This window comes from Gordonia heveisoli, assembly GCF_030315745.1.
Lineage (GTDB): Bacteria > Actinomycetota > Actinomycetes > Mycobacteriales > Mycobacteriaceae > Gordonia.
Genome location: NZ_JASXSH010000029.1, coordinates 1 through 20,965, shown reverse-complemented (window position 1 = coordinate 20,965; position 20,965 = coordinate 1). Strand labels below are relative to the sequence as shown.

Annotated in this window: 20 protein-coding genes; 13 read left to right on the top strand and 7 right to left on the bottom strand. The window is 67.1% G+C overall.

Going from position 1 to position 20,965, the window contains the following annotated elements:
- The first annotated feature begins 60 nt into the window (after positions 1–60).
- From QSJ18_RS18905 to upp, 5 genes are all read left to right on the top strand, one after another.
- On the top strand, positions 61–549 hold the full coding sequence (locus QSJ18_RS18905) for a Fur family transcriptional regulator (RefSeq protein WP_286328191.1): 489 nt from the start codon (positions 61–63) through the stop codon (positions 547–549).
- Positions 542–2,770, top strand: coding sequence for a catalase/peroxidase HPI (gene katG, locus QSJ18_RS18900; RefSeq protein ID WP_286328190.1), 2,229 nt, complete (start codon positions 542–544; stop codon positions 2,768–2,770). Before QSJ18_RS18905 ends, katG begins: the two co-directional genes overlap by 8 nt.
- Positions 2,771–2,966: 196 nt before the next feature.
- On the top strand, positions 2,967–4,235 hold the full coding sequence (locus QSJ18_RS18895) for a GTP cyclohydrolase II (protein ID WP_286328189.1): 1,269 nt from the start codon (positions 2,967–2,969) through the stop codon (positions 4,233–4,235).
- Between the two features lie 3 nt (positions 4,236–4,238).
- Positions 4,239–5,483: a URC4/urg3 family protein gene (locus tag QSJ18_RS18890; protein ID WP_286328188.1), complete on the top strand. Its 1,245-nt coding sequence runs from the start codon at positions 4,239–4,241 to the stop codon at positions 5,481–5,483.
- Positions 5,484–5,541: 58 nt separating this feature from the next.
- Complete coding sequence (upp, locus tag QSJ18_RS18885) at positions 5,542–6,171, top strand: uracil phosphoribosyltransferase (protein ID WP_286328187.1); 630 nt, start codon at positions 5,542–5,544, stop codon at positions 6,169–6,171.
- 13 nt (positions 6,172–6,184) lie between these two features.
- Here upp and QSJ18_RS18880 read toward each other — a convergent pair whose 3' ends face one another.
- Positions 6,185–6,919, bottom strand: coding sequence for a CPBP family intramembrane glutamic endopeptidase (locus tag QSJ18_RS18880; protein WP_286328186.1), 735 nt, complete (start codon positions 6,917–6,919; stop codon positions 6,185–6,187).
- A 198-nt stretch (positions 6,920–7,117) separates the two neighbouring features.
- On the opposite strand from QSJ18_RS18880, the gene QSJ18_RS18875 reads away from it, so the two are divergent.
- Positions 7,118–8,089, top strand: coding sequence for an arsenic resistance protein (locus tag QSJ18_RS18875; RefSeq protein ID WP_286328215.1), 972 nt, complete (start codon positions 7,118–7,120; stop codon positions 8,087–8,089).
- A 65-nt stretch (positions 8,090–8,154) separates the two neighbouring features.
- On the opposite strand, the gene QSJ18_RS18870 is transcribed toward QSJ18_RS18875, so the two are convergent.
- Positions 8,155–8,889 carry a glucose 1-dehydrogenase gene (locus QSJ18_RS18870; protein WP_286328185.1) on the bottom strand — a complete coding sequence of 245 codons (735 nt, stop codon included), beginning with the start codon at positions 8,887–8,889 and terminating at the stop codon, positions 8,155–8,157.
- 140 nt (positions 8,890–9,029) lie between these two features.
- Between QSJ18_RS18870 and QSJ18_RS18865 the strand changes: the two genes are divergently transcribed.
- Positions 9,030–10,097: an NAD(P)H-dependent amine dehydrogenase family protein gene (locus tag QSJ18_RS18865; protein ID WP_286328184.1), complete on the top strand. Its 1,068-nt coding sequence runs from the start codon at positions 9,030–9,032 to the stop codon at positions 10,095–10,097.
- Between the two features lie 18 nt (positions 10,098–10,115).
- Here QSJ18_RS18865 and QSJ18_RS18860 read toward each other — a convergent pair whose 3' ends face one another.
- Positions 10,116–10,766, bottom strand: coding sequence for a response regulator (locus QSJ18_RS18860; RefSeq protein WP_286328183.1), 651 nt, complete (start codon positions 10,764–10,766; stop codon positions 10,116–10,118).
- On the bottom strand, positions 10,763–11,935 hold the full coding sequence (locus QSJ18_RS18855) for a sensor histidine kinase (protein WP_286328214.1): 1,173 nt from the start codon (positions 11,933–11,935) through the stop codon (positions 10,763–10,765). The genes QSJ18_RS18860 and QSJ18_RS18855 overlap by 4 nt, the downstream gene beginning before the upstream one ends.
- 130 nt (positions 11,936–12,065) lie before the next feature.
- On the opposite strand from QSJ18_RS18855, the gene QSJ18_RS18850 reads away from it, so the two are divergent.
- From QSJ18_RS18850 to QSJ18_RS18840, 3 genes are all read left to right on the top strand, one after another.
- Positions 12,066–12,980 (top strand): ABC transporter ATP-binding protein, encoded by a 915-nt coding sequence (locus QSJ18_RS18850; RefSeq protein WP_286328182.1) that lies wholly within the window; start codon positions 12,066–12,068, stop codon positions 12,978–12,980.
- Positions 12,977–13,777, top strand: a complete 801-nt coding sequence (locus QSJ18_RS18845; protein ID WP_286328181.1) for an ABC transporter permease — start codon at positions 12,977–12,979, stop codon at positions 13,775–13,777. Before QSJ18_RS18850 ends, QSJ18_RS18845 begins: the two co-directional genes overlap by 4 nt.
- A 181-nt stretch (positions 13,778–13,958) precedes the next feature.
- On the top strand, positions 13,959–15,785 hold the full coding sequence (locus QSJ18_RS18840; protein ID WP_286328180.1) for an alpha/beta hydrolase: 1,827 nt from the start codon (positions 13,959–13,961) through the stop codon (positions 15,783–15,785).
- A 21-nt stretch (positions 15,786–15,806) separates the two neighbouring features.
- On the opposite strand, the gene QSJ18_RS18835 is transcribed toward QSJ18_RS18840, so the two are convergent.
- Positions 15,807–17,057, bottom strand: a complete 1,251-nt coding sequence (locus QSJ18_RS18835; protein WP_286328179.1) for an oxygenase MpaB family protein — start codon at positions 17,055–17,057, stop codon at positions 15,807–15,809.
- A gap of 118 nt (positions 17,058–17,175) precedes the next feature.
- Between QSJ18_RS18835 and QSJ18_RS18830 the strand changes: the two genes are divergently transcribed.
- A complete protein-coding gene (locus QSJ18_RS18830) occupies positions 17,176–18,108 on the top strand; it encodes a helix-turn-helix transcriptional regulator (RefSeq protein WP_286328178.1) in 933 nt (310 codons plus the stop codon).
- A complete protein-coding gene (locus tag QSJ18_RS18825) occupies positions 18,108–18,659 on the top strand; it encodes a dihydrofolate reductase family protein (protein WP_286328177.1) in 552 nt (183 codons plus the stop codon). The genes QSJ18_RS18830 and QSJ18_RS18825 overlap by 1 nt, the downstream gene beginning before the upstream one ends.
- An 18-nt stretch (positions 18,660–18,677) precedes the next feature.
- On the opposite strand, the gene QSJ18_RS18820 is transcribed toward QSJ18_RS18825, so the two are convergent.
- Complete coding sequence (locus QSJ18_RS18820) at positions 18,678–19,337, bottom strand: PaaI family thioesterase (protein WP_286328176.1); 660 nt, start codon at positions 19,335–19,337, stop codon at positions 18,678–18,680.
- Between the two features lie 146 nt (positions 19,338–19,483).
- Here QSJ18_RS18820 and QSJ18_RS18815 point away from each other — a divergent pair, with 146 nt between their 5' ends.
- Positions 19,484–20,311 (top strand): crotonase/enoyl-CoA hydratase family protein, encoded by an 828-nt coding sequence (locus QSJ18_RS18815; protein ID WP_286328175.1) that lies wholly within the window; start codon positions 19,484–19,486, stop codon positions 20,309–20,311.
- 48 nt (positions 20,312–20,359) lie between these two features.
- Here QSJ18_RS18815 and QSJ18_RS18810 read toward each other — a convergent pair whose 3' ends face one another.
- On the bottom strand, positions 20,360–20,836 hold the full coding sequence (locus tag QSJ18_RS18810) for a nitroreductase family deazaflavin-dependent oxidoreductase (RefSeq protein ID WP_286328213.1): 477 nt from the start codon (positions 20,834–20,836) through the stop codon (positions 20,360–20,362).
- Positions 20,837–20,965: the final 129 nt, after the last annotated feature.

Here is a 20,965-nt window from a genome sequence, read left to right as displayed (position 1 = left end):
TCATCGAAAAGATTTCGCAAAAAACTGAATGACTCCAGAAAAGTGTGCATAATGGTCCCCATGCCGTCCGATACCGAGTGCGTGGAGCAGCTACGCGCGGCCAGCCTGCGAGTCACCCGACCCCGTGTCGCCGTGATGCAGGCCGTCCACGCCCATCCGCACGCCGACACGGAAACGATCTGCGCCGCGACGCGCGCAGAACTCCCCGATGTATCGCTCCAGGCCATCTACGACGTCCTCAACGCGCTGACGACCGCGCGGCTGATCCGCCGCATCCAGCCGGCCGGACACCTGGCCCGGTACGAGGCCAGGATCGACGACAACCACCATCACGTCGTCTGCCGCAAATGCGGCGCCATCGGCGATGTCGACTGCGCGGTCGGTGAGGCCCCCTGCCTGACCGCCTCCAATGACCACGGCTTCATCCTCGACGAGGCCGAAGTCGTCTACTGGGGCTACTGCCCCGACTGTGCACCCACTGACCACTTGCCGACACCGTCGGCGAGTACAGCCCGAAAAACCCTCTCCCGAAAGGAAAGTCATGGCTGACGCTAGCGCCACGCCCGAACATCCCCCGATTGGCGAAGCCCAAACGGAGGCCGGCGAGGGCGGTTGCCCGATGCGGATCAAGGCCCCCGCCCAGGGCGGCGGCAACCAGCAGTGGTGGCCCGATCGCCTGAACCTGCGGGTCCTGGCACACAATCCAGACGTCATCAGCCCGCGTGAGTCGGACTTCGACTATCAGGAAGCCCTCAAGTCGCTCGACGTCGAGGCCCTCGTCGCCGATCTCAAGACCGTCATGCGCGACTCGCAGTCGTGGTGGCCCGCCGACTTCGGTCACTACGGACCGTTCTTCATCCGTATGTCCTGGCACGCCGCGGGTACCTACCGCGTCGAGGACGGTCGCGGCGGCGCCGGCACCGGTATGCAGCGCTTCGCTCCGCTCAACAGCTGGCCGGACAACGCGAGCCTGGACAAGGCCCGCCGCCTGCTGTGGCCGGTCAAGAAGAAGTACGGCAAGGCTCTGTCGTGGGCAGACCTGCTGGTCCTCGCGGGCAACGTGGCCATCGAGGACATGGGACTCAAGACCAAGGGCTTCGCCTTCGGTCGCCCCGACGAGTGGGAGCCCGAAGAGGTCTACTGGGGCGCCGAGTCGGTGTGGCTGGGCGACAATCTGCGCTTCGCCAACGCTCGCGAACTGGCCGGTCCCCTGGCCGCGACCCACATGGGTCTGATCTACGTCAACCCGGAGGGCCCGGAGGCCAACGGCGATCCGCTGGCCGCCGCCGCCGACATCCGTGAGACCTTCGGCCGCATGGCGATGAACGACGTCGAGACCGCCGCGCTGATCATCGGTGGGCACACCTTCGGCAAGACGCACGGCAACGGCGACGCCGACCTGGTCGGGCCTGAGCCCGAAGCCGCCGCCATCGAGAACATGGGGCTGGGCTGGGTCAACCCGCAGGGCAGCGGTGTCGGTCCGGACGCCATCACCAGCGGTATCGAGGTCACCTGGACGCACACGCCGACCAAGTGGGACAACAGCTTCCTGGAGATCCTCTACGGCAACGAGTGGGAGCTGTTCACCAGCCCGGCCGGCGCCAAGCAGTGGCGTCCGAAGGATGGCGGCTGGGCCAACTCGGTGCCTGACGCCTTCGGCTCGGGCAAGACCCATCCGGGCATGCTGACCACCGACCTCACCATGCGTCTGGACCCGGGCTTCGAGAAGATCACCCGACGGTGGCTCGACCATCCCGAGGAACTGGCCGAGGAATTCGCCAAGGCATGGTTCAAGCTGCTGCACCGCGATCTCGGACCGGCCACCCGCTATCAGGGCCCGCTGGCACCCTCGGAAACCTATGTGTGGCAGGACAACGTCCCCGCCCAGCAGGGTCCGGTCATCTCCGACGCCGACATCGCAACACTCAAGACTCAGCTTCTCGACTCGGGCCTGACTGTGTCGCAGCTGGTTTCGACGGCCTGGAAGGCTGCGTCGACCTTCCGCGGCAGCGATTACCGCGGCGGTGCGAACGGCGGGCGTCTGCGGTTGCAGCCGCAGGTCGGCTGGGACGTCAACGAGCCCGAAGAGCTTGCCGGTGTCATCGCCAAGCTGGAGGAGATCGTCGACTCGTTCACCGGTGAGGCGGGCGCCAAGGTGTCCTTCGCCGACCTGGTGATCCTCGGCGGTGCCGCCGCCATCGAGAAGGCGGCCGCCGACGCGGGCACGACCGTGACCGTGCCGTTCACCCCGGGTCGTACCGACTCGGCCCAGGACGACATCGACGTCGAGTCCTTCGCTCACCTCGAGCCGGTCTACGACGGGTTCCGCAACTACGCGTCCAAGGCCGCCACCCTGCCCGCCGAGTTCAATCTCGTCGACAAGGCGAACCTGCTCACGCTGTCGGCACCGGAGATGACCGTCCTCGTCGGCGGACTCCGCGTCCTCGACACCAACGTCGGCGGATCGTCGCACGGTGTCCTGACCGCGAACCCCGGACAGCTGACGAACGACTTCTTCGTCAACCTGCTGGATATGGGCACCGCCTGGGCGCCGTCGCCGGCCGACGACGGCACGTATGTCGGTACCGACCGTGCCACCGGCGAGCAGAAGTGGACCGGTACTCGTGCCGACCTGGCGTTCGGTTCGAACTCTGAGCTGCGCGCGCTGGCCGAGGCCTACGCCGAAGACGATTCCAAGGAGTCCTTCGTCGAGGACTTCGTCGCCGCCTGGACCAAGGTGACGACCCTGGATCGCTTCGATCTGGCCTGATCGTCTCCAGCTCCACCACTCGGGGTGTCCCGCCACAACGGCGGGGCACCCCGAGTGCGTTGCACCCGCCTGACCTGAACGTATGCGCAAGACCGGCGAGATCGACGGGTAGTGGCTAGGCTGACGTTCTCCCCGGGAACCCGACGATCGCCGTACCGGCGCTCCGCGGTCACCCGATGACGGAAGGAGCGCTGCCATGGCCCGCGAATCCGACCCGCGCACACCGGGAGTGCCCAATCTCGGTCACATCCGTCTGACTTCACACAGCGGCGGCCTGCACGCCCCCACCATTACCTGGGGAGCACCGACCGCCGCCGCACGCGGACCGGTGATCGGGACCACCTCGACCCGGGCCCACCGCAACGTCATCGGCACCCACAGCGGTTCATACTCGGTCTACCGGGCCTTGGCCGTCGCCGCCGGGGCACTCTCCCGTGAGCATCGCGCCGATCTGACAAACACCTCCCCGACCGACGCCATCGGCCCCTACCCGCAGTGGGCGGACCCGATGGCCATCGTGAGCCTCGATCCGTGGGGTGCAGCGGTCGCCGACGCCTTCCCCGACGAGATCGCCGCGGGTATCGACATCCGCCCGACGATCGCCATCACCAAGGCCCATGTGATCCTGCCCGAGATCGCCGACGCCATCGCGAAGGGCAGGCTCGTCCCCGACGGCGAGATCTTGCTGGACAGCGGGGCGGCTCTGGTCACCAAGGCCGCCGTCGAACCGGTCTGGTACCTACCCGGTGTCGCAGACCGATTCGGTTGTAGCGAAGCCGAATTGCGCCGGGTGCTGTTCGAGGAGACCGGTGGCATGTATCCCGAACTCGTCACCCGCGCCGACCTCAGTGTCTTCCTACCGCCCATCGGCGGTCAGACCGTCTACATCTTCGGCGACGCCCGCGATCTCGCCGATCCAACCGTCGAACTGACCGCCCGCGTCCACGACGAATGCAATGGATCCGACGTGTTCGGCTCCGACATCTGCACCTGCCGTCCCTACCTCACCCACGCCATCGAAGAATGCATCCTGGGCACCCAGCGCGGCGGCGTCGGACTGGTCGCGTACTCCCGCAAGGAAGGTCGCGCGCTGGGCGAGGTTACGAAGTTCCTCGTCTACAACGCGCGTAAGCGCCAGGCCGGCGGCGATACCGCCGACCAGTACTTCGCCCGCACCGAATGTGTTGCCGGCGTGCAGGATATGCGTTTCCAGGAGCTGATGCCCGACATCTTGCACTGGTTCGGCATCCGAAAGATCCATCGCCTGGTGTCGATGAGCAACATGAAATACGACGCCATCACCGGGTCCGGCATCGAGGTCGGCGAGCGCGTGAACATTCCCGACGACCTGGTGCCCGCCGATGCGCGGGTGGAGATCGACGCCAAGATGGCTGCCGGGTACTTCACCCCGGGGCCGGTGCCCGACGCCGACCAACTCCGCAACGTCAAGGGTAGGGGGTTGTGACCGATGCGCATCGAGATGCCCACCCCGCCGCCCGGCGTCGCCGACGCGGTTGCCGAACTGCGGACGACCGCCGCGATCCGGACACGCGCGCGGTCGCTGCTGGCCCGCGCCCGCGCCGGGGAATCGTCCTGGTTCACCGTCGCCGATGATGCGATGGGTACTGCCGCGCAGCAGGTCGCGACGACCACCGTGCGCCGCTACCCGAGTCTGGAGATTCCGTTTCACAGCCGGTGGCGACACTTCGAGGCGGGCGGTGTCCACCGCCTCGACCAATTGACATCAGCGCCGGCCCAAGCAGATCCGGCGGAGCGGACCCGGTCCTTGATCGACGTCGCCGTCGTCAGCGTTCTCCTCGACGCCGGCGCAGGCCCCGAATGGCGCTATCGCGAACCGGACACCGGCTTGACTTTCGCCCGCTCCGAGGGCCTTGGTGTGGCCAGCTGGCACGCGTGTGGCGCCGGGTTGTTCTCCGGTGCCCCGCAACCCCGTTGGCGCGTCGACGCCGACGGATTGGCGGCGCTCACCCACGAGCGGCTCGCCCATGCCTTCGACGTCGGGCCCGGCAATCGACTCGTCGGCCTCGACGGCCGCCTCGGCCTGCTGCGGAACCTGGGAACCGCACTCCGTGCGCGCCCGGACCTGTTCGGCGAGGATGCCCGGCCCGGCCGCATCTACGATCACCTCGGCGCGGGTACCGACACCATCACCGCCCACGAGATTCTCGATGTGATCCTGGCCGGCTTCGCCTCGATCTGGCCGTCGCCGACCCGGCTCGACGGCGTCGGACTCGGCGACTGCTGGCCGCACCCCGCCGTCACCGGTGCCGGACTCACCAACGGCTGGATGCCCTTTCACAAACTGTCCCAGTGGCTCACGTACTCGCTGCTGGAACCATTCGAATGGTCGGGGATCACGGTCGACGGTCTCGACTCGCTGACCGCGCTGCCCGAGTATCGCAACGGCGGACTTCTACTCGACACCGGTGTGCTGCGGTTGCGTGACGACGCGTGGCACGCCCGTACCTGGCGGGCGGGTGACGAACTGGTCGTCGAATGGCGTGCCCTCACCGTCGCCCTGGTCGACGAACTCGCCGAGCTGGTCCGCGATCACCTTGGCGTCACCGCTACACAACTGCCGCTGGCCTGCGTCCTCGAAGGCGGCACCTGGGCGGCCGGCCGGGAACTGGCACAGCAACTCCGCAATGGGTTGCCACCATTGACGATCCTCGCCGACGGGACGGTGTTCTGATGCCCGGCCGCCAGTTCCGAGCAGAGGGTCCGTGCACGTCGAAGCAGGAGGTCCGCCCGTGAGCACCGTCGTCGTCATCGACCATCCGCTGGTCGCGCACAAACTCACCCTGATGAGACGCAAAGACACCTCCACCAGCGACTTCCGGCGGCTGCTCAGCGAGATCTCGACGCTGATGGCCTATGAGGTCCTGCGTGATATCCCGATGCACGAGGTCGTCATCGACACACCGCTGGAGACCATGACAGCCAGCGTCATCGACGGCAAGAAGCTGGTGTTCGCAGCGATCATGCGCGCGGGCAGCGGCATCGCGGACGGCATGCTGTCGGTCGTTCCCGGCGCCCGTGTCGGCCACATCGGCCTCTACCGGGATCCACGGACGATGGTGGTGATCGAGTACTACTTCAAGATGCCGGGGGAACTCGATGAACGCGACGTCGTCATCGTCGATCCGCTACTGGCGACCGGACATTCGGCGGTCGCCGCCGTCGACCGCATCAAGGAGTACGGTCCCAAGTCGATCAGATTCGTCAGCCTGCTCGCCGCGCCCGAGGGTATTGCGGTGCTCCACGCCGCACACCCCGACGTTCCCGTGTACACCGCCGCGATCGACCGAGAACTCGACGAGAATGGATTCATCCGGCCGGGACTCGGCGATGCCGGTGACCGGATCTTCGGGACCGCGTGATCCGACGGACGGTTTACGCGGCGCCGATCTGCCACGCCACCGCGGCTCCGACCGCGCCGATCGCATTCATCGACCAGTGCAACGCGATCGGAGCGAGCAGGCTGGTCGTCCGCCAGCGCAACCAGCCCAGGACGAGTCCGGCGAACCCGGTGGCGATCACCGCTCCGAGCACGCCGGCGACCTGCCCGAACACGCCGTCGCCCAGGATGTCCCGAAGTCCGGCATTGCCCGCGGTGAGCCCGAGGGAGGTGACGACATGCCAGCACCCGAAGAGCAGGGCGCCGCAGATCAGCGTCGGCCACGGTCGGAGAATCTCACCAAGCGTGCCCTGCAGGACACCACGGAAGATCAGTTCTTCGGGGAGGACCGTCTGCAGGGGGATCCAGATCAGGGCGGCCAGCACCGCCTCACCGGCATCGTCGTAGCGGCTGGACAGAAAGAAGTTGCGGGTCGGCGGCAATGCCACCGCCACGGTGACCACGACGGCGACGACCACGACCGCACCGACGGCATACGGCACTCCCGCGCGAACTTCCTCCCGACTCAAACCCATACTGCGCCAGGACAAACCGGCAACGCGCGCGATGACGACAAGAAGGACGGCGGTCACCGGCACGGCGAGAAGTTCGACCATCTGCGGGCCATGGTGGGCGAACTGGTTCGCGCACAATCCGATCACGAGGACGACGAACAGCAACCCGGCCATCCGGGTGCGGTCGGTCTTGCGCTCACTTGGCCCGCTGTACACGATCACAGTGTGCCCGCTCCGGCGCCGACCACGGGCCCGACGCGCTCACTCGGCGACGGTCAAGGTACCTATCGATGTCCGGGCCTGCCACCGCGGGAAGGTGAGCGGGAGTGGCGCCGGTGACCACCCCGCGTCCGGCCCCGGCGCGGTCGAGACACAATGACCTCCGTGAGCAGAACCCGAGAATTCGTGGCGTGGATGGAGCGGTGGCAGGTGCCGCTATACCTGGTCGCCATCGGCGTGGGCATGGTCATCGGCCTCATGGTCGGCGACCCGGCCACCGATGCCGAGGCGGCCATCAATCCCCTACTGGCCGCCCTCCTGTTCGTCACGTTCTTACAGGTTCCCATCGCCGAGCTGGCGGAATCGTTGCGCGACAGACGTTTCCTCGCGGCCATCACGACGCTGAACTTCGTCGTCGTACCACTGGTCCTGACGATTGCGACACGATTCCTCCCCGCCGACACGGCCATCCGGCTCGGGGTACTTCTGGTGCTGCTCTGCCCGTGCGTCGACTACGTCGTCGTCTTCACCGGCCTGGCCGGCGGTGCGGCGCAGCGACTGCTCGCGGCCACCCCGCTACTGCTGCTCGCCCAACTGGTCCTGACCCCGCTGTACCTGTATGCGTTTCTCGGCTCGGAGATGTCCGACGTCATCGATCCCCGGCCGTTCCTGACCGCCTTCGTCGTACTGATCGTGATCCCGCTCGGATTGGCGTGGGCGGCACAGACGGTCGCCGCGCGTCACCACTGGGGGCGAACCTTCGAAGCCGCGGCCGGGACCACGATGGTGCCGCTGATGGTCCTCGTGTTGGCCACCGTCGTCGGCACGCAGGTCCCGCGGATCGATGATCGGCTGGGTGACCTGGTCGGCGTCGCGCCGATCTTCGCAGCCTTCCTGATCGTGATGGCAGGCGCCGGTGTTCTGATCGGACGCATATTCGGACTGTCTACCGACCGTGCCCGGGCCGCGGTGTTCTCGGGCGCGACACGGAACTCGCTGGTCGTGCTGCCACTGGCGCTGGCCCTGCCCGCGGGCTACGAACTCGCCGGCGCGGTCGTCATCACGCAGACCCTGGTGGAACTCGTCGGGATGGTGGCATTCGTGTGGGCGATCCCGAGGCTGTTGCCCCAGCCATCCCCGACCGGTCGCGCGGAATCAGCCGAATAGTTGGACGGCGGGCCACGCCTGCCGATGCAGCCGTGACCCGCCGGGTCTTCGGGGGGATGCGATCCCTACTTGTGCGGCACGTCCGCGGTGAGTCCGCCGTCCATCACGAACTCGGCTCCGGTGGCGTACGACGATTCATCGCTGGCCAGGAACACGACAAAGGTTGCGACCTCACGGGACTCGGCAGGGCGGCCGAGCGGGATCTTGACCATATCCTCGGGCAGCCCCTCGGTCATCGGGGTGCGGATCATGCCCGGATGGATCGAGTTGACCCGGATGTTGTGCGGCGCGAGTTCCAGCGCGGCCGACTTCGCGAGGCCGCGCACACCCCACTTCGACGCGACGTATCCGTGCGCCCACGGGCTGCCCCGGAGCCCCTCGACCGAGGACACGTTGATGATCGACCCGCCACCCGCGGCGATCATCGGGTCGGCCACAGATTGAATACCGATGAAGGTTCCGGTCAGGTTGACGTCGAGGATCTGGCGCCACTTGTCCAGGCGGAACTTCTGGACCGTCGAACCGTTGACGATGCCTGCATTGTTCACCAGCACGTTGATCTTGCCGAAGTCGTCGATCGCGGTCTGCACGGCAGCCTGCCAGTCCTCCGGCGAGGTGACGTCGAGGTGGACGTAGCGGGCGGCGTCGCCGATTTCGGCGGCCAGCGCCTTGCCCTCGTCGTCGAGGATGTCGCCGATCACCACCTTCGCACCTTCGGCAACCAGCGCCCGTGCGTGCTCGGCTCCCATCCCCCGCGAACCACCCGTGATCAGTGCAACTTTGTCGTCTACGCGTCCCATGGCGAGCAAGAGTACAGCGGTCAGACGCAAATGAGAACACGTTCTAGGCAAGTCACCGCGATCGTGGTCTACTGATATGGACAGAAGTCCGGACAGGTGTACACCTCACCTGCGGCAATGACTCCAGGGAGGCAAAACGCATGACGATCCGCGTGGCACTGGTCGGCACCGGAAATGTCGGTCGACTCGCCCTTCGGCAGCTGATCGACGACCCCCGCTTCGAACTCGTGGCGGTGTCGGTGTCGACGGCGGAGAAGATCGGCGTCGACGCGGCAACCCTGGCCGGCACCGACACGCCGACGGGTGTCACGGCCGTCGCCGGGCTCGACGACATCCTCGCCGAAACCCCCGACGCGGTCGTCTACTGCGCGATGGGCGACACCCGTCCGATCGAGGCGTTCAACGATGTGTGCCGCTTCCTCGAAGCGGGTATCGACGTCGTGGGTACCGCGCCGGTACCGCTGCAATACCCGTGGGGGGTGATGCCGGACAAGGCCATCGCCAAACTGGAGGCGATCGCCGCGGCCAACGATGCCAGCGTCTTCATCAACGGCGTCGACCCCGGCTTCGCCAACGACCTCATCCCCTTCGCCTTCGCGGGAACCTGTCAGCGCGTCGAACAGATCCGCTGCATGGAGATCGCCGACTACGCCACCTACGACGGGGCAACGGTCATGTTCGATGTGATGGGATTCGGCAAACCGCTCGACGAAACCCCGCTGCTGTTCCTCCCCGGCGTGCTGACCGCAGCATGGGGTACCACCATCCACCAGGTGGCCGCGGGTCTCGGCGTGGAGATCGACGAGATCGTCGAAATCCACGACAGTGCGCCTGCGCCGGACGATTTCGAGATCTCGGCGGGCACCATCGCCGCCGGGACACGCGCCGCGGTGCGGTTCGAGATCATCGGGACGGCCAAGGGAAAACCGGTCATCGTCGTCGAGCATGTGACCCGCCTGCGCGAAGATCTGCGGCCGGACTGGGCGCAGCCCGCGCAACCCGGCGGCTGCTACCGCGTCGAGATCACCGGCGAACCGTCCTACCGGGTGGACATCTGCCCCACCAGCGAACGCGGCGACCACAACCACGCGGCGATCGTCGCCGGTGCCGGGCGCGTGGTCAACGCGATCCCGGCGGTCATCGCGGCACCACCGGGCATCCGCACCACGCTGGATCTGCCGCTCGTCACCGGCTCCTACACCGGCTGACCGCCCGCACGACGCCGGTCAGGCCAGACCGGCGTCGTGCATGCAGATCGCGACCTGAACCCGGTTGGTCGCATTGAGTTTGATGAAGATGTGCGAGATGTGCGCCTTCACGGTCGCCAGGCTCATGTAGAGCCGCTCGGCGATCTCCGCATTCGACGCCCCGCCCGCGAGTTCGACCGCGACATCGCGCTCGCGCTCGGTCAGCGACCCCACCAGATCGGTCGCCCGCGCCGACCGCGCGCCGCCACCGTCCACGACCTGCTTGATGAGCGCCGCTGTGATCGACGGACTCAACGCAGGCCGGCCAGCCAGCACGTTCTTGATGGCCGCGACGATCTCGTCAGGCGGGGTGTCCTTCAGCAGAAATCCGTCGGCTCCCACCGCGAGCGCGCGAACGACGTAATCGTCGGCGTCGAACGTGGTCAGCACGATGATCGCGGGCGGCTGTGGCCCCGACTTGAACGCGGCTGTCGCGGCGATGCCGTCGAGCCGGGGCATCCGCAAATCCATCAAGACCATGTCGACGGGTTCGGTGCGATGGGTGTCGAGCGCAGCCTGGCCATCGGGGGCCTCCGAGACGATCGCGAGCTCGGGGTCACCGCCGAGCAACAGCCGAAGGCCCGAGCGGACGAGCGGATCGTCGTCGACGAGCATGATGCGAGCGCTCATGATGACCAAGGTAACCACACGTGCAGGAGGAACCGACGATCGTCGGTGAGCGTCACCGACTGGCGGCCACCGCTGAGCGCCACCCGTTCGGCGAGTCCGACCAACCCGAATCCGGACGCGGGCGTCGCGGTCGTCGACTCCCCCAGCGGCAACGGATTCTCCACGAGCAGATCGATGCCGCGCTCGGCGCTCCCCTTGACCGCGACCGTCACCACGGCGTTGGGCGCGTGTTTGCGAGCGTTGGTCAGCGCCTCCTGCAGGCACCGGTACAGGGTGCGCGCGACCCCCGGTGCGACCGCGGAAAGATCGGCATCGCACCGGAACCGCACCCGCGCTCCGGCCGCCGTCGACTCGGCGACCAGTCCGGACAGATCGGCGGCATCGGCGGACTGCCGCTGCGGATCCTCGGGTGCGGCGTCGCCGGGCCCCTCCCGCAACACCCCGAGCACCTCCCGCAACTCGGTCAACGCGAGATGCGAGGTCTCCTGAATGGTCTTGGCGGTCGCCCGCACCTCGTCGCCGGAGAGGTCGGTTCGATAGGCGAGCGCACCCGCGGTCATGCTCACGACCGAGATCCGATGAGCCAGTACGTCATGCATCTCCCGCGCGATCCGTGCCCGCTCCACCGACCGAGCCTCGTTCACCTTGGCCTGTTGTTCGGCCTCGGACGAGAGTGCGCGTTCACGCCAGTTCGCGAGCAGTTCCCGCCGGGAACCGATGAACAGCCCCCAGGCGACCAATGCGGCGAGCACTGCGGCGATCACGAATGCGTTGATCAGTATCGACTGTTCTTCGTCAGGAGTGCTGAAGTACATCAGACCCGGTACGCCGCAGACCAAGCCGAGAACCACCTGCGGAATGATCTCGCGCCAGTGCCGCCGAGTGGACAACGACACCATGGCGAGCGCCCCTGGACCCGCCGAACTCGCCGAGATCACCGACATCAGGTTGGTGATCGTGGCCAGCGCCACCGGATGCGTACGGCGCCACCAGATCAGCACGTAGCTGAGCAGGCCCAGACCGAGATCGGCGAAGAACCACCATCGGGCGTGCTCCCACTGATAGGAGATCCGCGGTAGCCACACCATCGCCGAGATCAACAGCATCGCCACCAGCCGCCAGGCATGACTCACCCAGGTGAGTCGGGGCTGGTACTGCTCGGGTCGCACACCGTCACGGTAGTCGTCGCGCATGGGTGACGGCCTCCGACCTCCGGCTGCACCGTGTACGACTTTCGGCGGCTGATCGCGGCCGGTCGACCGATGTGGCAACCGTAGGTCAAACGTCAGTGTGGATCACATGATCACCGTCAAGAACCTGACCAAACGCTACGGCGACTACGTCGCGGTGGACGATGTCTCCTTCACCTGCCGACCGGGCCAGATCACCGGCTTCCTCGGGCCCAACGGCGCGGGTAAGTCGACGACCATGCGCATCATCGCCGGGCTGACCCCGGCCACCTCGGGCAGCGCTCTCGTCGGTGGCGCCAACTATCGGGATGTCCCGAATCCCGCCACCCAGATCGGCGTGTTGCTCGACGCGTCGGCCCAGCATGCGGGCCGAACCGGCGCCGAGATCCTCCGGCTGTCGGCGATGACCATGGGGGTGCGACGCGATCGGGTCGACGAGATCCTCGAAATGGTCAGTCTCACAACGGAGGAAGCCGAGCGGCGGGTCCGCAACTACTCGCTCGGCATGCGCCAGCGACTGGGAATCGCCAACGCCCTCCTGGGTGATCCCCACATCCTGATCCTCGACGAACCGGCCAACGGACTCGATCCCGCCGGCATCCGGTGGATGCGAACCCTGTTGCGCGACTACGCCGATCGTGGCGGAACAGTCCTACTGTCGTCGCATCTGCTGCACGAGATCGAGATCGTCGCCGATGACATCGTCGTCATCGGTCGCGGCCGGATCGTCGCGCAGGGCACCAAGGACGAATTGCTTGCCGGTGCGGGCACACGAGTCCGCTCGCTCGACGACGATGCCCTGGCCACCGCACTTCGCGCCGCCGCGATCGGTGTGCAGCCCTCGCCAGAGGGCGGCCTGATCGTTGACGCCGAGGCCGTCGAAGTCGGCCGCGCGGCCGCGGCCATCGGCACCGTGCTCACCGAATTGCGACCGGCCGACGGCGCCCAGCTCGAGGAGATGTTCCTCGAACTCACCTCCGACACCCAGCGCGAACAACCGAATCTGCAAGGAGTACTGCGATGACCGCCACCACCCTGGCCGGCCCTTCCGACGTCGACCTGCGCCGACCGGACATCCCGTTCCAGCGGCTGGTCGCCGTCGAGGCCCGTAAACTCGTCGACACCCGGGCCGGATTCTGGCTGACCGCCTCGATCGGCGCCCTCTCCGCGATCGTCCTGGTGGTGCTGCTGATCGCCAACCACTCCGAGCCGGAAAACCTGAACTTCGCCGACATCTTCGGCCTGATGAACGTGCCGACCGCCATCATCCTGCCGGTGATGGCAATCCTGCTCGTCACCGCCGAATGGAGCCAACGAACGGCGCTCACCACCTTTGGGATGGAACCTCGACGTGAACGGGTGATTCTGGCGAAGCTCACCGTCGCGATCGGCTCGGGAATCGCCGCGGTCGCATTGGCGATGGTCCTCGGCGCCTTCGGAACCGTCATAGCGGGACTGGCCTACGCCGACCCCGCCGGCAGCTGGAGCTTCACCCTCGCGGGCGTCGTCAACTCGCTCATCGTGCAGATCTTCGGCCTGCTCCTCGGCTTCGGCTTCGCGGCGCTGATCCTCAACACACCGGGATCGATCGTCGCGTACTTCGCCCTGCCCACCGCACTGTCGCTGGTCACCGAACTCGTGCCGTGGTTCAAAGACCATATCGGGCAATGGATCGACACCACATCGACCAACGCACCGTTCCAGTCCTCCGAGTGGGCCGCCGGAGGCGAATGGGCCCGATTGATCGTGTCCGCCCTGATCTGGATCGCCCTTCCCCTGACGCTGGGGATCTACCGGGTGATCCGCACCGAGGTGAAATAGATCCGGCCGACGCACCGGATCCGGGGCCCTCTCCCCCGGGGCCCATTCACCTCGGTGAGCGAGGAAGACCGCCGACGAACCCCCGCCCTCGGGTTCGTCGGCGGCTTCTTTGCGGGACGAACAACGTCACCGGTCGAGCAGCGTTGCTACTGTGACACGACCGTCGACCACCAGGAGCAGCGTGTCCACCGATTCTGCAGCCACAGACAACGATCCGGTGGCCATCAGCGCACCCGACACCGCGGCACCCGATCTGACCACCGAGACCGCGGCGCCCGATCAAACCACCGACACCGCGGCGCCCGATCTCACCACCGCTGATTCGGAGGTCGGCACCGCCCACGAGGCCCGGACGCCCCATCGGATCACCACCTGGTGGCAGAACCATCGTCGTCGCTACGGCTACGTCGGCATGGCCGTCGCCCTGGTGTTCCTCTGGCTCTCGATGACACCCTCCCTGCTGCCGCGCAGCGCGTTGTTCCAGGGAGTCGTTAGCGGCGCCTCCGCGGCGCTCGGCTATTGCCTGGGCGTCTTCGCCTCCTGGCTTGTGCGGTTCATGATGTCGCGCGACGAACCGTGGCGACCCGCCCGCGCCAGATGGTGGACGTACCTCGGCGCACTCGCCCTGCTGGGCACCGCGATCATGCTCATCTGGTGGTCGCGTTGGCAGGACCAGTTGCGCGACCTGATGGGCGTCGACCGCTTGTCGTGGGGCGCCTACCCGCTGGTCGCGATCATCGCCGTCCTGGTATTCATGCTGCTCATGACGATCGGCCAGGCGTGGGCCGGATTGGTGCGCTGGCTGGTCGGCAAGTTGGAAACGGTTGCCCCTCCCCGGGTCTCGGCGGTCGCCGCGGCACTGGTGGTGGTGCTGTTCACCGCGTTCGTACTCAACGGTGTGGTCGCGAAGTACTCGATGAAGGCGCTGAACTCGACCTTCGCCGCTATCGACGGCGAGACCACCGCCGATTCGTCGCCGCCCACCTCACCCCTTCGGTCAGGCGGTCCCGGCTCGCTGGTCAGCTGGGATTCACTCGGGCGGCAGGGCCGCATCTTCGTGTCCAACGGGCCTTCGCAGCAGCAGCTGAGTGACTTCAACGGTCGCCCAGCACAATTCCCGGTCCGCACCTTCGTCGGCCTCGGTTCCGGCGACGACCTCCGCGCCAATGCCCAACTCGCCGCAGAGGAACTCGAACGAGCCGGAGGACTCGACCGGGCACTGGTGGCGGTCGCCTCGACAACCGGTACCGGCTGGATCAATCGGGCCACCGTCGACTCCCTGGAGTACATGTACAACGGAAACACCGCGACGGTCAGTATGCAGTACTCCTACCTGCCGAGCTGGCTGTCCTTCCTCGTCGACGCCGAACGTGCCAGACAAGCGGGTCTCGCCCTGTTCGAAGCTGTCTCCGAGCGGGTCCGCGCGCGGCCGGAGGCACAGCGCCCCAAGCTGGTCGTCTTCGGCGAGAGTCTCGGCTCCTTCGCAGGCGAATCCGCGTTCGGCAGTGTCCAGTCACTGAGCGCCCGGACCGACGGCGCCCTTTTCGTCGGCCCGACCTTCAACAACACCATCTGGAAGGATGCGACGCGCCAACGCGATCCGGGCTCACCGGAGTGGCTGCCCGTCTACGACGGAGGCTCGCAGGTCCGGTTCATCGCTGACGGCGCGGATCTGGACCGACCCGACGGGCCCTGGCGCCCCGGACGCGTCGTCTACCTCCAGCACGCATCGGATCCGATCTCGTGGTGGTCGCCGAGTCTCGCTCTGTCCAAACCGGATTGGCTGCGCGAACAACGCGGGCGCGACGTCCTCGGCTCGATGCGGTGGATCCCGTTCGTCACCTTCTTGCAGGTGTCGGCGGATATGGCGGTGTCCAACGGTGTCCCAGACGGACACGGACACACATTTCTGGCTGCGATCCCGAAGGCGTGGGCGGCGATCCTGCAGCCACCGGGATGGACCCCGGAGAAGACCGCGGCTCTCATCCCGCTGCTTCGGCGGAGCTGAGCGCACGCGGCGGCCGCACCCTCAGTCCGACAGACGTCCGATGTCGGGGGCGTCCTTCCCGAAATGCCGGTACCGAGCGCGGTCCCGTGACCGCTTGGCGAGGAGATCGAGGTAGCGATCCCCGAACCGGGTGGGTGCGACGATCCGGTAGGCGATGGTGTTGCGCACCCATGCGAGACCGAAGGCCCACGGAAGGGTCTGCGGCAGACCGAGATCGCGCATGCTGCGGGGTCCGAGGAATCCCTCCAGCATGCTGAGCAGACGCAGCCGGGTGTACCGGGCCGCGATCGGCGTGGCGAATCGGTAGTGCAGTTGGGACTGAGCGTCGACGATGGCCCGGCTCAGCTGCGGCCCGGCATCGGACACCTCCGCCTGGGACAGCAGGATCGCGTAGCTGAGCTGGTGCTGCGCACGCTCGTCGTCGAACAGCCAGTCGTCGTCGACGCCGATGAGCCAGCCGACGTACTTCCACAGATGCATCAGCGCGCGGGATTCCTCCCGGCTCACCGGCACGCCGAGTGCTCGCACACCCATCAGCAGCGTTCCGCTGAAGAGACTCAGCGTCGCGGCCAGGTCGGCCTGATTGATGGGCAAACCCCACTCCGCGATGTCCCAGCGGCCATTGCGTTCGAAGGCATCGTTGACCAGCGCATGCATCAACCGCACGTGGACGGTCAAGCGCCACCCGGCGCCGTCGCGGAGCATGCCACCCGGATCACCGACCGCGATCCCCCAGGTCTGGGTCTCCCCGAGCCGTCGCATCGCGGTGTTGCCGGTCAGTCCGCCGGTCTCGACCAGCAGATCGGGCGGACCACCGAACCGGTAGCCGCCGATCAGCGACAGTTGCAGCAGCACGTCGTTGGCGTTCTGGCCGAAGCGTCGATATACCTGTGCACCACGCTCGCACAGCTGCGGGTCCACCCAGTCGGGTGTGCCCTCCACCAGCGCGAAGAACTCCCGCAAGGCAGGCGGCGCGTCGGCGGGGACAGTGCCCTCGAGGGCCGTCGCAAACTGACGTTTGGACACTCGGGCGGGATCGTCCTTGGGCAACCGCATGGCCCGCACGAGGGCGGCGGCCGGCTCGTCGCGACGCATCAGCCGCCGACCGATCGCGTCGAACTCGTCCTGGGTGGGCGTGCGCAGCCGCATGGCGATCTTGAGCGGACGGCCGAGCCGTTTGCCACGCCGCGGCGCAGTCATGTGCCGACGGGGAATATCCGGGACCTCGGTCTCGCCGACCGACGTACTGTGCGAGGCAGCCTCAACTGTCATGAGACAAATCTACCAATTCGTCTCCCTACAGGGAAGGCCGCAGCGGCAGGCCACTACTACCCGCGAGAGCGCAAGATCGGTCGGGCCGGAACGACGGCCCTCGTCGCATACTCGATTCATGACAGGCGCCGATCCCGACCGGTTACGCGAACTCCTCGACGCGGTCCTCGCCGACGACCACACCGACCTCGACGGTATGGCCCGGGGAGCGTTCGCCTCGCCGTTCCACTTCAGCCGCCAGGTGCGCACGAACGCGGGCGAATCGCCGGTGGCACTGCGTCGCCGCGTCCTCCTGGAGCGTGCGGCGTGGTCGTTGCAGCACGGCATGTCCGTCACCGATGCCGCCTTCGCCGCCGGGTACGAGTCGGTCGACGGCTTCGCCCGGGCCTTCACCCGCGCATTCGGACACAGCCCGAGCCGACTCGGCCCGTCCGGCGAGCACAGTCACTGGTTGCCCGCGCCCAACGGAATCCATTTCCATTCACCGACGACGCTGTACATCGATGCGGGAGCACCGGTGACCGAGGATGCGGGTGACGTGGTCATGATGATGGTCCGACACGACATCGACGACACCGCCGCAGTGCTCGATAACGCGAAAGCCGTTGATCCGCAGGAATATCGACGCACAGTACTGACCGATCAACGGGTATCGGAATTCACTGGCGCAGAGGAGAGCCTGAGTCGGGTCCTGGTCCAGCTCGTCAACGCCAAACAGCCATGGCTGTCGGCCATCACCGGCACCGACCCACCGCCGCCCGCCGGCGACGGGATAGCCGATCTCATCGAGGCCCATGCACGAGTCGCACCTCAATGGCTGGCACTCGTCCGAGACATCGATCGGCGCGGCGCGTGGGCCGACCGCATCGTCGATGCGCTGTGCCGACCACCGGAAACCTTTCTGCTGTCCGAGATCCTGACCCATGTACTGACCTTCGGTGCCTATCGCAGGCAACTGGCGCGGCACCTGCTTCGTCGTGCCGGGGCCGACCTCACCGGCCTCGATCCCGATCCGATCATCTGGCACCGCAAACAATCCGGAGGATTCTGATGTCGCACCGCCCCACCTTCCGCTACTACACGGCGACCACCCTCGACGGGTTCCTCGCCGACGACCAGGACAATCTCGATTGGTTGCTGAGCCAGCCCATCGACGAACAGGGCGCGATGAACTACACCGACTTCATCGGCGGCATCGGCGCGCTCGTGATGGGCGCCACCACCTACGAGTGGGTCGTCGAACACGAATTGGCGCAAGGCAATCCGTGGCCGTACGACATCCCCTGCCTGGTGTTCACCCACCGCGACCTCACCCCGGCCGCGCCGACGGTGTCCATCGTGGCCGGCGAGGTGACCGATCATCTCGACCGCATCACCGCGCTTGCAGGCGACAAGGCGGTGTGGGTGGTCGGCGGCGGCGGACTCGCCGCACAGTTCGCGCAGGCCGGGCTGCTCGACGAGGTCACCGTGTCGATCGCGCCGGTGACGCTGGGTTCGGGCCGACCGCTGTTCCCGCAACCCTTCGACCTCGAACTCGTCGAGGTGGCGCAGAATCGGGCGTTCGTGTGCGCGCGGTACCGGGTCGTCGGGCCACGCACCTGACGGCCCGCCGACCACCACTCAGCCGTCGCCGAGGGAGTTCCGCAGGCGTTCGGAGCTCTCGCCGCGCGCCCACCGCGGGAGGATGAAGATTCCTTCGGCCCGGGCACACACACCATCCGGGGTGGACACCGTGCCCACCGCGATGGACTTGACACCCTCGACTCGATCGAGTCTGCCCTCGACGCGGACCGGGCCGAGTTTGGTGCCCTGCTCGTAGCGGATCGTCAGCGTACCGGTCATCCCGGGGGCGCCTGCATGTTCGGCGGCCGAACCGAGTACCTGGTCCAAGATCATCGCGACGACGCCGCCGTGGACGAGCCCCGCCGGCCCCTCATAGGCCGGACCGAGGTCGAACTCGGCCCAGAGATGATCGCCCTCGTCGACCAACTGCACCGGGGGTGCGATCGGATTGCGGGCACCGACCACCGCATTGCCCCACACACGCTTGGTGCCGTCGGTGTTGAAGCGCACGCCGAACGAGCCGGGTAGTCGCTGCTGCGACAGCAGGGCCGTGGCGGCCTCGATATGACGCTGCGCCGCCGCGATGGCGTGGTCGTCGACGTCGGTCACCACAGTGGCGGCGACCAGCTCACGCACCCGTCCGGCGAGGCCAGTGGCCACCTCCGTGCGCCGTCGCAGTTCCTCGACGTCGATGTCCTCGGCGATGTATCCGCTCATTGCGCCCTCCTCGATCGCGAGTGCATCCGGTGATGCAGCCGTGGTGAGTCCCTAAGCTTTGGTTCTAACAGGTCCATCGCGGCGCCTGGCGGCCGAGGTGGTGGTAGCGACGTCCGCAATGGTGACCGGGGAGTAACCTCGGCCCAATGAGTGAACACGCATGGAAAGCGTTCGAGGTCTCCATCGCCGACCACGTCGCCGAGGTCCGGCTGATCGGACCGGGCAAGGGCAACGCGATGGGTCCGGATTTCTGGGCAGAGCTGCCCGTCCTGTTCGGTGAGCTCGACACCGATCCCCAGGTGCGGGCGGTGGTCCTGACCGGCGCCGGACCCCACTTCTCCTACGGACTCGACCTGGCCGCGATGGGACCGACCCTCGCGCCGATCCTCGCCGACAACGCCAAAGCACGTGCGCGCACTGACTTCCTGCACTCGCTGCGCGGCCTGCAGGCCGCCATCACCGCGGTCGCCGACTGCCGCAAGCCGGTCGTCGCCGCGATCTCCGGCTGGTGTATCGGCGGAGGCGTCGATCTCATCGCGGCCGCCGACATCCGTTATGCGAGCGCGGACGCCAAGTTCAGCGTCCGCGAGGTGAAGGTCGCGATGGTCGCCGACGTCGGCAGCTTCGCCCGGTTGCCGATGATCCTGTCCGATGGACATCTGCGTGAGCTCGCGCTCACCGGCAAGGACATCGACGCCGCACGGGCGGAGAAGATCGGTCTGGTCAACGACGTCGCCGAAGATCAGGACGCCGTGCTCGCCCTGGCCCGCGCCACCGCCGCCGAGATCGCCGCCAACCCGCCGCTGGTCGTCTCCGGTATCAAGGAGGTCCTCGACCACTCGCGCAGCGCCGCGGTCCACGACAGCCTGCGCTACGTCGGTGCGTGGAACTCTGCCTTCCTGCCGAGCAACGACCTGTCCGAAGCGGTGACCGCGGTATTCGAGAAGCGCCCGCCGCAGTTCACCGGCGACTGATCGGCCCGGTTCGGGTGACCGCGATGTCGGCGGCCACCCGAACCGCGATCAGAACTCCTGGAACGGACTGAGCCGGAAGACCGGGATCCGGCGGGAGGTTCGGTGCTCGTACAGGTCGAAGTTGGGCCAGACCTCGCGCAACCGCTGCCAGGCAGCATCCCGATCAGCTCCGGTCAGCTCTGTCGGCACCGCCGCCCACTCCTGCCCGCCCCGCATGATCCGAACCGTGTCCGCGGCCCGCATATTGAGGACCCACTGTGGCAGCTTGGGGCTACCGAAGTACGAGCCGGCGACCAGCCAGTCCTCCTCCTGCGGGACGGCGAGCAGCCGGGTGACGCGGAGGACGCCACTCTTGCGTCCCGCCACCTTCAGCGTGATATTCGGCAGGCCCGCAATATCAAGCAAGCTCAGCCGCTGCCCAGAAATGCTGTGGATCTTATTGTCGCAGAACACGATCTGCGGAAGAAACCGCGGCATCCAGGAAATCGAGCCAATGGTGATCGCCACTCGCCTACGCACGCCCATCCCCCGAGTCTGGCATGCGATGATCGGCACGGTAAATCCTGTGTCAACCCGATAGTCCACACAGCCACCGGGCTGTGGAATCGCTCACAGCGATCACCGCCAGACGGTCCAGGATGGCCGCATGACATG

Bases quoted from the DNA above. Each gene is read 5' to 3' on its own strand.
- QSJ18_RS18830 (WP_286328178.1), top strand. From the start codon at position 17,176: ATGACAGGCGCCGATCCCGACCGGTTACGCGAACTCCTCGACGCGGTC.
- QSJ18_RS18860 (WP_286328183.1), bottom strand. From the start codon at position 10,766: ATGAGCGCTCGCATCATGCTCGTCGACGACGATCCGCTCGTCCGCTCG.
- QSJ18_RS18845 (WP_286328181.1), top strand. From the start codon at position 12,977: ATGACCGCCACCACCCTGGCCGGCCCTTCCGACGTCGACCTGCGCCGA.
- QSJ18_RS18865 (WP_286328184.1), top strand. From the start codon at position 9,030: ATGACGATCCGCGTGGCACTGGTCGGCACCGGAAATGTCGGTCGACTC.
- QSJ18_RS18825 (WP_286328177.1), top strand. From the start codon at position 18,108: ATGTCGCACCGCCCCACCTTCCGCTACTACACGGCGACCACCCTCGAC.
- QSJ18_RS18815 (WP_286328175.1), top strand. From the start codon at position 19,484: ATGAGTGAACACGCATGGAAAGCGTTCGAGGTCTCCATCGCCGACCAC.
- QSJ18_RS18895 (WP_286328189.1), top strand. From the start codon at position 2,967: ATGGCCCGCGAATCCGACCCGCGCACACCGGGAGTGCCCAATCTCGGT.
- QSJ18_RS18850 (WP_286328182.1), top strand. From the start codon at position 12,066: ATGATCACCGTCAAGAACCTGACCAAACGCTACGGCGACTACGTCGCG.
- QSJ18_RS18820 (WP_286328176.1), bottom strand. From the start codon at position 19,337: ATGAGCGGATACATCGCCGAGGACATCGACGTCGAGGAACTGCGACGG.
- QSJ18_RS18835 (WP_286328179.1), bottom strand. From the start codon at position 17,057: ATGACAGTTGAGGCTGCCTCGCACAGTACGTCGGTCGGCGAGACCGAG.
- QSJ18_RS18810 (WP_286328213.1), bottom strand. From the start codon at position 20,836: ATGGGCGTGCGTAGGCGAGTGGCGATCACCATTGGCTCGATTTCCTGG.
- katG (WP_286328190.1), top strand. From the start codon at position 542: ATGGCTGACGCTAGCGCCACGCCCGAACATCCCCCGATTGGCGAAGCC.
- QSJ18_RS18875 (WP_286328215.1), top strand. From the start codon at position 7,118: ATGGAGCGGTGGCAGGTGCCGCTATACCTGGTCGCCATCGGCGTGGGC.
- QSJ18_RS18905 (WP_286328191.1), top strand. From the start codon at position 61: ATGCCGTCCGATACCGAGTGCGTGGAGCAGCTACGCGCGGCCAGCCTG.
- QSJ18_RS18890 (WP_286328188.1), top strand. From the start codon at position 4,239: ATGCGCATCGAGATGCCCACCCCGCCGCCCGGCGTCGCCGACGCGGTT.
- QSJ18_RS18870 (WP_286328185.1), bottom strand. From the start codon at position 8,889: ATGGGACGCGTAGACGACAAAGTTGCACTGATCACGGGTGGTTCGCGG.